General features: G+C 73.5%; 9 protein-coding genes and 2 pseudogenes. 8 read left to right on the forward strand and 3 right to left on the reverse strand.

Annotation, left to right across the window (positions count from 1 at the left end; translation table 11 throughout):
- Nucleotides 1–21 precede the first annotated feature (21 nt).
- Complete coding sequence (locus ACR807_RS24220; protein WP_438923691.1) at nucleotides 22–897, reverse strand: universal stress protein; 876 nt, start codon at nucleotides 895–897, stop codon at nucleotides 22–24.
- Nucleotides 898–1,146: 249 nt separating this feature from the next.
- Between ACR807_RS24220 and ACR807_RS24225 the strand changes: the two genes are divergently transcribed.
- A complete protein-coding gene (locus ACR807_RS24225; protein WP_438923692.1) occupies nucleotides 1,147–1,797 on the forward strand; it encodes a response regulator transcription factor in 651 nt (216 codons plus the stop codon).
- Here the strand turns inward: ACR807_RS24225 and ACR807_RS24230 are convergent, their stop codons facing one another.
- Nucleotides 1,798–3,477: a GAF domain-containing sensor histidine kinase gene (locus ACR807_RS24230; RefSeq protein ID WP_438923693.1), complete on the reverse strand. Its 1,680-nt coding sequence runs from the start codon at nucleotides 3,475–3,477 to the stop codon at nucleotides 1,798–1,800.
- Nucleotides 3,478–3,630: 153 nt separating this feature from the next.
- Between ACR807_RS24230 and ACR807_RS24235 the strand changes: the two genes are divergently transcribed.
- From ACR807_RS24235 to ACR807_RS24260, 6 genes and pseudogenes are all read left to right on the forward strand, one after another.
- A complete protein-coding gene (locus ACR807_RS24235) occupies nucleotides 3,631–4,611 on the forward strand; it encodes an Acg family FMN-binding oxidoreductase (protein WP_438923694.1) in 981 nt (326 codons plus the stop codon).
- A gap of 78 nt (nucleotides 4,612–4,689) precedes the next feature.
- A complete protein-coding gene (locus ACR807_RS24240; protein WP_438923695.1) occupies nucleotides 4,690–5,391 on the forward strand; it encodes a hypothetical protein in 702 nt (233 codons plus the stop codon).
- Nucleotides 5,392–5,432: 41 nt separating this feature from the next.
- Nucleotides 5,433–6,161 (forward strand): DUF6544 family protein, encoded by a 729-nt coding sequence (locus ACR807_RS24245; RefSeq protein WP_438923696.1) that lies wholly within the window; start codon nucleotides 5,433–5,435, stop codon nucleotides 6,159–6,161.
- 153 nt (nucleotides 6,162–6,314) lie between these two features.
- A pseudogene (locus tag ACR807_RS24250) lies at nucleotides 6,315–7,193 on the forward strand (PEP/pyruvate-binding domain-containing protein); the annotation flags it as partial.
- Between the two features lie 346 nt (nucleotides 7,194–7,539).
- Nucleotides 7,540–7,659: pseudogene (locus ACR807_RS24255) on the forward strand (PEP-utilizing enzyme); the annotation flags it as partial.
- 201 nt (nucleotides 7,660–7,860) lie between these two features.
- Nucleotides 7,861–8,910 (forward strand): putative PEP-binding protein, encoded by a 1,050-nt coding sequence (locus ACR807_RS24260; RefSeq protein WP_438923722.1) that lies wholly within the window; start codon nucleotides 7,861–7,863, stop codon nucleotides 8,908–8,910.
- A 708-nt stretch (nucleotides 8,911–9,618) separates the two neighbouring features.
- Here the strand turns inward: ACR807_RS24260 and ACR807_RS24265 are convergent.
- Entirely contained in the window at nucleotides 9,619–10,437 is an 819-nt protein-coding gene (locus ACR807_RS24265; RefSeq protein WP_438923697.1) for a lipase family protein, read from the reverse strand.
- Nucleotides 10,438–10,973: 536 nt separating this feature from the next.
- On the opposite strand from ACR807_RS24265, the gene ACR807_RS24270 reads away from it, so the two are divergent.
- The gene (locus ACR807_RS24270) at nucleotides 10,974–13,367 is read left to right on the forward strand and encodes a N,N-dimethylformamidase beta subunit family domain-containing protein (RefSeq protein WP_438923698.1); all 2,394 of its coding nucleotides are present in this window, start codon (nucleotides 10,974–10,976) and stop codon (nucleotides 13,365–13,367) included.
- Nucleotides 13,368–13,421: the final 54 nt, after the last annotated feature.

The following is a 13,421-nucleotide window of genomic DNA, read 5'->3' on the forward strand; positions in this document are numbered from 1 at the left end:
GGGGTTCCCGGCCCGACACCCTCAGCGCGCGGCCCCCACCGGCCGGACGACCGCCAGGGGGCACGGGGAGTGGTAGACCAGCGCCTGGCTGGTGGAGCCCAGCAGCATGCCGGTGAAGCCGCCCAGGCCGTGGCTGCCCACGACCAGCAGCTGCGCGTCGGCGGCGGCCTGGAGCAGGGCGCGCACGGGGCGGTCGCGGACGACGGCGCGGGTGACCCGCACGTCCGGGTACTTCTCCTGCCAGCCGGCCAGGCGTTCGGCGAGCAGGCGGAGCTCCTCGTCCTCGACCTGCGCCCAGTCGACGGTGAAGCGGGAGCCGTAGACGCTGTCGACGAGGAAGTCGGTCCAGGCGAGCACGGCGGTCAGCGGAGCACCGCGCACGGACGCCTGCTCGAAGGCGAACGCCACGGCCTGCTCGCTGATCTCGGAACCGTCCACGCCCACGACGACGGCGCCCTCGGTGGGCACCTGGTCCCGGATGACGACGACCGGGCACGCACCGTGCGCGGAGACCGCGACCGCGACCGATCCGACCAGCAGCCCGGAGAACCCGCCGAGCCCCTGGGAGCCGAGCACGACCAGTCGGGCGCGGCGGCTCTCCTCGACCAGCACGGCCGCCGGGCCGCCGAGCACGAGGGACTTCCCGACCTCGACCCCGGGAGCCGCCTCCAGGACGGTCCGTTCGGCCTCGGCGAGCCGTTCACGGCCCACCTCCTCGAACGCCGTCCGCACGTCGTGCGCGGTCAGCACGATCTCCGGGTAGCCGCGCACCGGCAGTTGGTAGGCGTGCACCAGCTTGACCGGCACGTGGTGCCGTGCCGCCTCGGCCGCCGCCCACCGCACGGCGGCCAGGGCCGAGGCCGACCCGTCCACGCCGACCACGATCGGTTCGCTCATCGCCGTTCCCCTCCACGTTCCGCTGTCGTCCTCTTCCCCTCCGAAAGCTAGCCAGGGGCCGCGCCGCGGAACGCGGTCGTCGGTCATCACCGACCCGGGCCCTGTGGCCGTGTCGCGCCCGCGGTCGTCGTGCCCACCGGTCGCCGGTGTGCGCGGGACGTCGCGCACCGGGCGGCAGGGTCTTTGGTCCCTGTACCGGACGGCCGGGGTCGGCGAACCTGGGTACCAGGCGGAAGAAGGGGCTCATCGGTGGCGCGCGTGTTCTTGGTGGACGACCACGAGGTCGTCCGGGTCGGGGTCCGGGAGTTGCTCAACGCCGACGACGACCTGGAGGTGGTGGGCGAGGCCGGTTCGGTGGCCGAGGCGCTGGCCCGGGTCCCGGTCAGCGGCGCGGACGTGGCCGTGCTCGACGTGCGGCTGCCGGACGGCAACGGCATCGAGCTGTGCCGCGAGCTGCGGTCCCGGCTGCCGGAGCTGAAGTGCCTGATGTTGACCTCGTTCACCGACGACGAGGCCCTGTTCGACGCGATCATGGCGGGTGCTTCGGGGTTCGTGCTCAAGCGCATCCTGGGCCACGACCTGCAGAACGCCGTGCGCACCGTGGCCGCGGGCGGGTCGCTGCTCGACGCCCGCTCCACGGCCTCCCTGCTCAACCGCATCCGCCGCGAGCGCGAGGAGGGCGATCCGGTCCGGTCGCTGACCGAGCAGGAGCGCATCGTGTTCGACTGCATCGGCGAGGGCCTGACCAACCGGCAGATCGCGGAGAAGATGTTCCTGGCCGAGAAGACGGTCAAGAACTACGTCTCCCACCTGCTGGCCAAGCTCGGCCTCGAACGCCGCACCCAGGCCGCCGTGCTCGCGACCAAGCTGCGCAGGCCCTCGCCGTCGAACGAGGAGTGACTACAGCGGGACCTGCCAGGTCAGGCGGGTCCCGCCGTCGGGTCCGGCGGTGGTGGCGCAGGTGCCGCCCAGGTCGAGGGCGCGTTGCTCCAGGTTGTGCAGACCGCTGCGGGCGACCTGCTCGGGCATGCCGACCCCGTCGTCGACGACGCTGATGGTCAGGTGGTCGCCGGCTTCGACGGTGAGCACGACCCCCTGGGCGTGGGCGTGGCGCACCACGTTGCTGACCGCCTCGCGCACCACGGCCTCGGCGTGCTCGCCGATGTGGTCGGGCACGGAGTTGTCCACGGTGCCGGTCATCCGGATCGTGGGGACGACCGGGGCGTCCTCGGTCAGCTCGGAGACCAGGTCGAGCAGCCGGCGGCGCAGGCCGGGGACGTCCTCGGCGGCCTGGAGGTCGAAGATCGAGGTGCGGATCTCCAGCACGGTCTCGTCCAGTTGCACCACGGCCTTGCGCACCCGCTCGCGCACGCGCGGGTCGCGGATCGAGCCCAGCGCCCCCTGCAGGCTCATGCCGGTGGCGAACAGCCGCTGGATGACGTGGTCGTGCAGGTCGCGCGCGATGCGGTCGCGGTCCTCCAGCAGGTCGACCAGCCGGCGCGCACGCTGGTTCTCGGCGAGCTCCAGCGCCACCGCCGCCTGGTCGGCGAACGACGCCAGCAGCGGCACCTGCTCCGCGCTGAACCGCACAGCGCCCTTGTCCCGCGCCACCAGCAGCACCCCGGTCACCGCCGAACCGGCGCGCAGCGGCACCGCCACACCCGGCCCCACGTCCACCGCGGTGTCGCCCAGCGCGCCCTCCAGGTCCTCGATCAGCATCGGCGTGCCCGAGTCGAGGACCTGCTCCACGAACGACCCGGTTCCGGTGAACGCCCCGCCGACCAGCCCTTCGACCCGCTCGCCCGCGCCGGCGGCCATGCGCAGCCGCCGGCTCGACCCGTCCTCGGCCAGCACGATCAGCGACATCGCCGCCTGCGACAGCTCCCTGGTGCGCCGGGTGATCAGCCGCAGCGCGTCCTCCGCCGACGCGCCGCCCAACAGCTCCGAGTTGACCTCCGCGGTGGCCTCCAGCCAGCGCTCCCGCATCCGTGACCGCTCGAACAGCCGCGCGTTCTCCACGGCCACGCCCGCCGCCGCGGCCAGCGCCGAGAGCACGACCTCGTCGTCGGCGGTGAAGTCCGCCCCGCCGACCTTCTCGGTCATGTAGAGGTTGCCGAAGACCTCCTCGCGCACCCGCACCGGCACGCCCAGGAAGCTGTGCATCGGCGGGTGGTTGGCCGGGAACCCCACGGACGCCGGGTGCTCGGCCAGGTCGTGCAACCGGATCGCCCGCGGGTCCTTGATCAGCAGCCCCAGGAGCCCCTTGCCCTGCGGCAGGTGTCCCATGTGCGACCGGGTCCCGGGATCGATCCCCACGTAGACGAACTCCGACAGGTCCTCCTGGGTGCCCAGCACGCCCAGCGCCCCGTAGCGGGCGCCCACCAGCTCGACCGCGGCCTGCACGATCCGCTGGAGGGTGGCGTCCAGCTCCAGGCTCGTGCCCACCGCGAGCACCGCGTCCAGCAGGCCCTGCATCTTGTCCCTGGTCGACCCGATCTCGGTCAGCCGCTCGCGCATCTCGTCGAGCAGCTCGTCCAGGCGCAGACCGGCCAGCAACCGGGGGTGCTCGTGTTCGTCCACGACTCAGAGCATCTCGCGATCCGTGCCGGAAGGGCTACCACCAAGGGTCTGACAACTCCTCCGATCGGGGACTTTCGACTGTGTGCTGGCCACTCCGTGAACCGGACAGTAGGAGTGTTGGTTCGATCGAGTGGCGTGCTTGGGGTGAAGGCGATGGACGGGTTGTTCGGGTTGGAGCCGTACGAGGTGGAGGACGTGCTGCGCACGGCGTCCCTGGCCCCGTCGGTGCACAACACCCAGCCGTGGCGGTTCCGGGTCGGCCCCGACCGCGTCGAACTGCACCCCGACCCCGGGCGCGCGCTGCCCGCCACCGATCCCGACGGGCGCGAACAGCGCCTGGCGTGCGGTGCGGCCCTGTTCAACCTGCGCCTGGGCCTGCGGGCGCGGGGCATCCGCCCGCTGGTCACCCTGCTGCCCGGCACCGAAGCGCCCGGCGCGCTGGCCGTGGTCCGCTGGGGCGGGCACCGCGACGCCGACACCGAGGTCCGCGAGCTGATCGCCGCGGTGCCCCGGCGGCGCACCAACCGCACGCCGTTCCGCGACGTCCCCGTGCCCACCGCCCACCGGTACGCCCTCGTGCGCGCCGCCGAACGTGAACGCGCCTGGCTGCACCTGGTCCTCGACCGGGGGGAACGCGCCCGCCTGCAAGCGCTGGTCGCGCGGGCCCACCGCGCCCAGTCCGAGGACCCGGCCGTGGGCGCCGAACTCGCCGCGTGGACCGGGCCCCGGGGGTCGGACGGCGTGCCACCGCGATCCGCCGGCGTGCGCCCCGCACCGCAGGACGAGTGGGCGCTGCGCGACTTCCGCGCCGCCGAACGCCCACCGGGCAAGGACTACGAGCCCGACCCGCTGGTCGCCGTGCTCTGCTCGTTCCACGAAGGCCCGCTGGGCGAGGTCCAGGCCGGCCAGGCGCTGCAACGGGTGCTGCTGACCGCGACGTCGCTGGGCCTGTCCGCGTCGTTCCTGTCCCAGGTGATCGAGGTCCGGCGGACCCACACCGAGCTGCGCCGGTCGCTGGGCGGCTCGGTCGTGCCGCAGACCCTGCTGCGGATCGGCTTCGGCGCGCACGTGCCGCCCAGCCCGCGCCGGGACGTCACCGACCTGCTGCTGGAACCGAACCCGTCCCGGTCCTGAACGGCAGGGACCTTGGTCCCGCCCCGGGCGGCACCCACGCCCCTACTCGCGGACGACCGCGCGGACGACCGTGAAGGCATGGCACGCAACGTGAACACCGCTCCGTCCCCGGTCGTCGTCCTGGACGACGGCTCCCCCCGGTGCGCGGAGGCGGTGCGGTGGGCGACCGCGCACGCCGCGCTGCTGGGCGCGCCGCTGGAGGAGCACCGCCCGACCGCCGACGAGCTGCACGACCTGATGCTCGTCAGCACCCGGGCCCAGGTCGTGGTGATCGGGTACCGCGGCGTCGACGGCACCCCGCTGGGACTGGGCCGCCTGGTCGTGCCGCTGACCCGGCACGCCGCGTGCGACGTCGTCGTGGTCCGCGGCACGCCCGAGGCGCTCGACGGCGGGCACCGCCGCGTCACCGCCCTGGTCACCGGCGACGAGCGGGACGACCTGGCCCTCGCCCGCGCCGCCGATCTCGCCGGACGGCGGGGCGCGGCGCTGCGCGTGCTGCACGCCGTCCCCCCGCTGCCGCTGCGCGCCGACCACCCGGAAGTGCCCGTGCGCCACGCCGACCACGTGCTGCGCGGCGTGCGGCACAGCTCGGTGACGGCCCGGATGCACCCGCACGAGGCGGTGGCCCGCTACGCCGACACCGACCTGCTCGTGCTGGCCGACCGCGGCCCGACCGCCCGCGCCGCGCTCTACCACGCCCGCTGCCCCGTGCTCGTCGCGCACCTCGTCCCGGCGGAGGCGCGACGCACCCCCCGGCTGGAGGCGGCCGACCCCCGGTGACGACCCCGCTCACCCCACCGACCGACCGGAGGCTCCCGACCATGACCCGCACCGCCACCACCGTCACCGAGCACGACATCGCCCACCTGCCCGAGGCCGCCCGGCGCTACCTGCGCTTCACCGGCGTCCCGGGCCGCCCCCGCGACACCGGCTTCGACCTGCGCGCCCACGGCTGGTTCCGCCGCAGGCCCACCGACCACTGGACCGCGTGCCGCGTCGAGCAGCGCAACACCACCGCCCCCCTGCGCCGCGACTTCCACCTGCACCTCAACTTCGGCCACGTGCTGCCGGTGCACGCCACCGACACCTACTCGGACGGGCACGGCCGCCTGCACGCCACCGCGCTCGGCGCGTTCACCCTCGCCCACGCCACCGGTCCCGAGGTGGACGCCGCCGAACTGGTCACCTACCTCGACGACGCGCTCCTGCTCGCCCCGTCCACGCTGCTCGACCTGCCCGTCACCTGGGCCGAGGTCGACGGGCACACCTTCGACGCCACCCTCACCGACCACGGCACCGAGGTCACCGCCCGCGTCACCACCGACCACCGGGGCGCACCCCGCGAGGTCACCACCGACGACCGCTGGGCCGACCTGCCCACCGGCCTCACCAGGACCAGGTGGTCCACCCCCGTGGACGGCTGGCTCCTCGTGGGCGACCGCGTGCGCCCCCGTCGCGCCCGCGCGACCTGGCACCTGCCCGACGGGCCCTTCACCTACGCCCAGTTCGACTTCACCGACGCCGACATCACCCGCCACCCGGCCGGCTGACCGGTTCCGCCTCCGGCCGCGGTCACCGCGTCCCCGCGAGGGATCGAACGAGGAGTGACGATGCCGAAGTACGTGTACGACTTCGCCGAGGGCAACCGGTCCATGGCGGACCTGCTCGGCGGCAAGGGCGCCAACCTCGCCGAGATGACCGTGATGGGCCTGCCCGTGCCTCCCGGGTTCACGATCACCACCGAAGCCTGCCGCTCCCACCTCACCACCGGCAGGGCGCCCGAAGGGCTCGCCGCGGAGGTGGAGGAGCACCTGCACACCCTCGAAAGGGCGATGGGCCGCAAGCTCGGGCAGGTCGACGAGCCGCTGCTGGTCTCGGTCCGCTCCGGTGCGCGGTTCTCGATGCCCGGCATGATGGACACCGTCCTCGACATCGGCCTGACCGACGACTCGGTGGCCGGCCTCGCCGCGTGGGCCGGCGACGAGCGGCTCGCCTGGGACTCCTACCGCCGACTGGTGCAGATGTTCGGCACCACGGTGCTGGGCGTCGACGCGGAGCACTTCGCCGCCGCGCTGCGCGACGCCAAGCGCGCCAAGGGCGTCACCGGCGACCTCGGTCTGGACGCCGCCGACCTGCGTGCGCTGACCGCGGCGTTCAAGGGGATCGTCCGCGAGCACGCGGGCCGGGAGTTCCCGCAGGACCCGCGCGAGCAGCTGGACATGGCGATCACGTCGGTCTTCGAGTCGTGGCGCACCGACCGGGCCCGGACCTACCGGCACGCCGAGCACATCCCGGAAGACCTCGGCACGGCGGTCAACGTGTGCGCGATGGTGTTCGGCAACCTGGGCGAGGACTCGGGCACCGGCGTCGCGTTCACCCGCGACCCGGCCACCGGCGCGCCCGGCGTCTACGGCGACTACCTCCCCGACGCCCAGGGCGAGGACGTCGTCGCCGGCATCCGCAACACCCTGCCGCTGCACCGGCTCGCAGACCTGCAACCCCGGGTCCACGAGGAGCTGATGGGCATCATGGCGACGTTGGAGGAGCACTACCGCGACCTGTGCGACATCGAGTTCACCGTCGAACGCCGCAGGCTGTGGATGCTGCAGACCCGGGTCGGCAAGCGCACCGCCGCCGCCGCGTTCCGCATCGCCGACGCGCTGCGCCAGGAGGGCGTGATCGACGACGACGAGGCGCTGCGGCGGGTGACCGGCGCCCAACTGACCCAGTTGATGTTCCCGCGCTTCGGCGACACCGACCGGGCACCGCTCGCCACCGGTGTCGCCGCGTCACCGGGCGCGGCGGTCGGCGAGGCGGTGTTCGACTCCGCGACCGCGGTCCACCGGGCGGACGAGGGCGCGGCGGTGGTCCTCGTGCGCCGCGAGACCAACCCCGACGACCTCGACGGGCTCATCCACGCCCGGGGGGGTGCTCACCAGCCGCGGCGGCAAGACCTCGCACGCCGCCGTCGTCGCGCGCGGCCTCGGCCGGACCTGCGTGTGCGGGGCCGAGTCGCTGGTCATCGACGCCGAGGCCCGCCGGTTCACCACCGCCGACGGCACGGTGGTCGCCGAGGGCGACGTGATCTCGGTCGACGGGACGGCCGGCGCGGTGTACCTCGGGGAACTGGCCGTGGTCCCGTCCCCGGTCGCCGACTACTTCGAGGGACGCCGCCCCGCCGGGGACGACGCGCTGCTGCGGGCCGTGGAGCGGATCACCACCCACGCCGACCGCCGGCACCGGCTGGAGGTGCGGGCCAACGCCGACACCCCCGAGGACGCCGCCCGCGCCCGCCGGCTCGGCGCCACCGGGATCGGGTTGTGCCGCACCGAGCACATGTTCCTCGGCGACCGCCGGGTGCTCGTCGAGCGGCTGATCCTGGCGGTCGGTGACGCCGCCCGAGCCGAGGCGCTCGCCGCGCTGCTCCCGTTGCAGCGCGACGACTTCACGCGCATCCTGCGGGAGATGGACGGCCTGCCGGTCACCATCAGGCTGCTCGACCCGCCGCTGCACGAGTTCCTGCCCGACCGCGTCGAGCTCACCGCACGCGTCGCCGTCGCCAAGGCGCTCGGCGAGACCGGCGCACCGGAGGAGCTGCTGCGCGCCGTCGACCGGCTGCACGAGCAGAACCCGATGCTCGGCACGCGCGGCGTGCGGCTGGGGCTGCTCATCCCGGAGCTGTACGACCTCCAGGTCCGCGCGATCGCGGAAGCCGCGGCGGCGCGCGTACGGGTGGGCGGGAACCCGGACGTGGAGATCATGATCCCCCTGGTCGGCGACGCGCGCGAACTGGAGGTCGTCGCGGCGCGTGCCCGGCGGACGGTCGCCGAGGTGGTCCGCGAATCCGGTGTCGACGTCCCGTACCGGATCGGCACGATGATCGAACTGCCGCGCGCCGCCGTCACCGCGGGCCGCGTCGCCAGGACCGCCGAGTTCTTCTCGTTCGGCACCAACGACCTGACGCAAACGGTGTGGGGCTTCTCCCGCGACGACGTCGAGGGCTCGTTCTTCCCCGTGTACCTGGACGAAGGCGTGTTCGAGGTGTCCCCGTTCGAGACGATCGACCGCGAGGGCGTCGGCCGGCTGATCGGGATCGCGGTGCGGGAAGGCCGGGCCGCCCGCCCGGACCTCGCGCTGGGCGTGTGCGGCGAGCACGGCGGAGACCCGGCCTCGATCCACTTCTTCCACCACGTCGGCCTCGACTACGTGTCCTGCTCACCGTTCCGGGTGCCCGTCGCCCGCCTCGAAGCGGGCCGCGCCGAGGTCGGTGAGGCCGACACGACCACCGACAACCGGTGAGGCGGTCGGACCGCACGACGGGCGCCACGAGAACCCGGCCCGCCCCGTCGCCGACGACGGCACACCGCCGCCCACACCGCGGTCGCGGGCGACCGCGCACCCGCTACCGCGAACCACCGATCGCGAAGAACCGTTCCGGTCCCGGTACCACCACGTGGAAGACGCTCGGCCCCGCTGTCGGCTCCCCGCTCGGGAGGCAGGGGGAAGAGCGGTCCCGGAAGGGTGTTCCGCGCGGTGCGCAGTGCGGCGGTGAGGTCGAAGCGCGCACACCGGTGCAGCACCGGGTGGGGGGCCGGGGCGGTGAACGGGGCCGGCTCGGGCGCGGTGCGTCGTCGTGCGAGGGCCGGTTCCAGGGGTTCGGTGACGGCGCCGGAGACGGGCCGGCGCGGTCTGCCGCTTCGCCGACGCCGACAGCGTCGCCCGAGGGGCGGCTGCCGTCGTGGCCCGCCGGCTCGCAGGCCCGCACCGGGACCAGGCCGGGCACGTCGGCCTGTCGTCGCCGGCGCGGGCGCACCCCGAGTCCGTGCGCGGCTTGCTGCAGCACCCGCGTCACCGACCCCTCCCCACCGGGCTCACGGTCCTGCTCGGCCTCGCCGCCGGTGGTGGCGTTGTCCAGCCCGCTCACCACTGCGGCCTCTTCCTCCACCAACTCGACATCCCGTGGCTGTTGACGCGGTGAGCACCTGTCGGGTGACACCGGCTCGCGGGTCAGGGCAGGTTCTTCTCCAGGGCGGTCACGTACGCTTTCACGAAGTGGTCCCGCATCCCGTCGCTCGCCGGCGCGAACGGGTCGGCGGCCATGCCCTTGCCGCGGTCGAGCAGGGTGGACACCGCGGGCGTGGAGTCGCGGACGCGGCCGGAGGAGTCGATGTAGCGCAGTGACCGGACGTGGTGGAACACCGGCTCGGGCGGGACCTGGGCGACGACGTCGTTGTTGTTGACCACCCGGAAGGTGCGTCCGGACAGGGCTTCGTCGTAGGCGTCGGCCAGGGCGCGGTCGCAGGTGCGGGGCTGGCCGAAGGTGTAGACGCCCTGGGCGGAGAGCCCGGGGTCCTCGAAGTGCAGCCAGGCGGCGGCCAGCATCGCCAGGGCCCCGCCGAGGCTGTGCCCGGTGAACCAGATCGTCTGCTCGTCGTCGCGCAGTTCCTCGACGGCCGCGAGCACGGACGGGAACGTCGCCCGCAGCGCCTCGGCGAAGCCGTAGTGGACCAGACCGGTGCGCGCCGGGCCGGGCCACGGCGGGGTGGTGGTGTCCGACAGCCAGTCGCGCAGCTGGACCGGCTCGGTGCCGCGGAACGCGGTGACGATCATCGTGGGACTGGCCATGGTGTACGCCTGGGTGTCGCTGAGCGCGAACGGCGGCGAGAACGTCGAGTGGTGGTGGCGGACCCGGTCGAAACCCCACTCGGCGGCGGTGGCCTCGATCCGTTCGCGGTCCTGGTAGGCCAGTTCGGCGGCCTTGGCCATGCAGTACGCCTGGCGGGCGTCGTACCCGGTGGCCTGGTGGTTCAGCGTCGGCGCAGACATCGTCCATCCTCACGAAGGGCAACACGTCGCCTGGCGGTCACGACCCGCCGGCGTTTCCTGCCTACCCGCGCCACCGCCAGCCCCACCACCGCACGCCCGGTCCTTCACCCCACCGAGGCGCCTTCTCACCCGTCCCCGCCGCTGTCCGCCACCCGCGGGTAGCGGACAGCGGCGGGGACGGGGCCGGGTCCGCATTCGGGGGGCGGGCCACCAGGCGGAATGGACGCCGTTCGACCGGAAAGCCCATTTCGGACAGCCGAATTCCGAAGTGGGCCGGGGCCGCCTGGGTGCACCCACGAGATGGACCGCGATGCCGATGTGCGGTTATCGCGTGATAGCGGAGGCAGCCGAACGAGTGAGGACGTTGTCGCAGGTAGGAGCTGGTCTGATAGGTTGCCCTGGCGTAATTTACGGCCAGCAGCGCCGATTCCGCTGCCGCACTTTTCACGCGCATTCCGACGTCTCGGGGAATTATTCTTCACGGGGGAGCCATGTCGGCACAGCAGGGAAGACCGCTCAGGTCCCGGGGGTTGTCGATGCGCGCCCTCGTGGTGCTCGTGCTGGCGGCGGCGTCCGTCGTGGCGGTCGGCGACGTCCGGCCGAGGCCCGTCCGGGCGCAGCCCGGCGCGGCGGCGGTGTGCGACGCGCCGGTGGTCAACAAGGTGGCGTGCGAGAACACCAAGGCCGGTGCGGCCGACTGGCAGGTGGGCTACCGCGACCCGTCCATCGTCGGGTTCACCGCGGACATCAGCGCGACCCCCGGCAGCCGGGTCGACTTCAAGGTGAAGACCACCGCGACGGCCTACCGCGTGGACGTCTACCGGCTCGGCTGGTACGGGGGCACGGGGGCCCGACTGGTCGGCTCGACCTCGCGCAGCGGCGGCCTGACCCAACCGGCGTGCCTGCGCGGCACGGACGGCAGCGCGCTCATCGACTGCGGCAACTGGGCGGTGTCGGCCACCTGGACCGTGCCGCTCGACGCGGTGTCGGGCATCTACTACGCGCGGCTGCGGCGCAACGACAACGGCGCGATGAACGAGGTCGTGTTCGTGGTGCGCGACGACACCGGTACGTCGAAAGTCCTGTTCCAGACCTCCGACTCGACGTGGGTGGCGTACAACCGCTACGGCGGCAACAGCCTGTACTTCGGCGACGGCCCCGGTCAGGGCGGGCAGGCGTACGAGGTCAGCTACAACCGGCCCTACACCGGCGGCGACGGCGAGGAGAACTTCATCTTCAACGCCGAGTACCCGATGCTGCGCTTCCTGGAGCGCAACGGCTACGACCTCAGCTACACCACCGACGTCGACTCGGCCCGCCGCGGGCACCTGATCAGGAACCACGAGGTGTTCATGGCCGTCGGCCACGACGAGTACTGGTCGGAGGAGCAGCGCGCCAACGTCGAGGCCGCCCGGGACGCGGGCGTGCACCTGGCGTTCCTCACCGGCAACGAGATCTTCTGGAAGACCCGGTGGGAGAGGTCCATCGACCCCTCGGGCACCGACTGGCGCACCCTGGCCTCCTACAAGGAGACCAAGGGCACGCAGAGCGACGGCCTGGCCGACTGGACCGGCACGTGGCGCGACCCGCGCTACAGCCCGCCCCAGGACGGCGGACGGCCCGAGAACGCGTTGCTGGGCACCATCTTCTCGGTCAACGGCCGCCGCGACGACCGCCTCCAGGTGCCCGCCGCGTACGGCAGGATGCGGCTGTGGCGGCACACCGACCTGCAGGGCATGGCCGCCGACAGCACCTACGCCTTCCGGCCCGGCACTCTCGGCTACGAGTGGAACACGGTGCCGGACAACGGTTTCCAGCCCGGCGGCGTGGCGAGGATGTCGTCGACGACCGTGGCGCTGGACGGCGCGTACCTCCTGAAGAACCACGGCGACCTCTACGTCTCGGGCACGGCGACCCACTCGGTCACCTACTACCGGCACCCCGGTGGGGCGCTGGTGTTCGGCGCGGGCACGGTGCAGTGGGCGTGGGGCGTGGACGACGAGCACGCCTACCTGACCACCACGCCGACGTCCGACGTGCGGATGCAGCAGGCCACCGTCAACTTCCTGGCCGACATGGGCGTGCAGCCCGCCACGCTCCTGCCCACCCTCAGGGCGGCCACCGCGAGCACCGACACCGCGCCACCCGTCGTGGCGCTCACCAGCGTGCCCGCCATCTCCACCGTCGGCGCCGCCCACACCTTCTCCGGCACGGTCGCCGACGCGGCCGGGCAGGTCGCCGGTGTCGAGGTCTCCACCGACGGCGGGCCCTGGCACCCGGCGGTGTGGCAGGCGGGGCGCGGCACGTGGAGCTACACCCACACCCCGGCGAGGTCGGGCCCGGGGAGCCTGCGCGTGCGCGCGGTGGACGACTCGCTCAACCTCTCCACACCCGTGACGGCCACGCCCACCAGGTCGGCGCGGACCTGCCCGTGCGGCATGTGGACCAACGCCGACCGGCCCGCGGAACTCGAACTCTCGGACGGTTCCGCGCTGGAGCTGGGCGTCAAGTGGCGCGCCGACCGGAGCGGCTACGTGCGCGGCGTGCGGTTCTACAAGAGCCCCGGCAACACCGGCAGGCACACCGGCAGCCTGTGGACCCCGGGCGGTCAGCGCCTGGCCACCGGCACGTTCGCCAACGAGACCGCGAGCGGCTGGCAGACCCTGCTGTTCGCGACCCCGGTGGCGGTCGCGGCGAACACCACCTACGTCGTGTCGTACCTGACCCCGACCGGCCGCTACTCCACCGACATCGAGTACTTCAGCCACTTCAGCCGCCAGCGGACCTACCTCGAACCGCTCACCGCGTTGCCGAGCAGCGTCGACGGCCCCAACGGCCTGTACCGCTACGGCGCCGGGTTCCCCGACCGGAGCGCGGAGGACGCCCACTACTGGGTGGACGTGGTGTGGGCCCCGACGGCGAGCGGCTGAGCCGCCCGGGCCGATCGCCCGCGACCCCGGCGGTCGGTCGCGGCACCCTGGTCG

Source organism: Saccharothrix sabaoui (genome assembly GCF_051756985.1).
GTDB lineage: Bacteria > Actinomycetota > Actinomycetes > Mycobacteriales > Pseudonocardiaceae > Actinosynnema.

Bases quoted from the DNA above. Each gene is read 5' to 3' on its own strand.
- ACR807_RS24220 (WP_438923691.1), bottom strand. From the start codon at position 897: ATGAGCGAACCGATCGTGGTCGGCGTGGACGGGTCGGCCTCGGCCCTG.
- ACR807_RS24235 (WP_438923694.1), top strand. From the start codon at position 3,631: ATGGACGGGTTGTTCGGGTTGGAGCCGTACGAGGTGGAGGACGTGCTG.
- ACR807_RS24240 (WP_438923695.1), top strand. From the start codon at position 4,690: ATGGCACGCAACGTGAACACCGCTCCGTCCCCGGTCGTCGTCCTGGAC.
- ACR807_RS24245 (WP_438923696.1), top strand. From the start codon at position 5,433: ATGACCCGCACCGCCACCACCGTCACCGAGCACGACATCGCCCACCTG.
- ACR807_RS24265 (WP_438923697.1), bottom strand. From the start codon at position 10,437: ATGTCTGCGCCGACGCTGAACCACCAGGCCACCGGGTACGACGCCCGC.
- ACR807_RS24270 (WP_438923698.1), top strand. From the start codon at position 10,974: ATGCGCGCCCTCGTGGTGCTCGTGCTGGCGGCGGCGTCCGTCGTGGCG.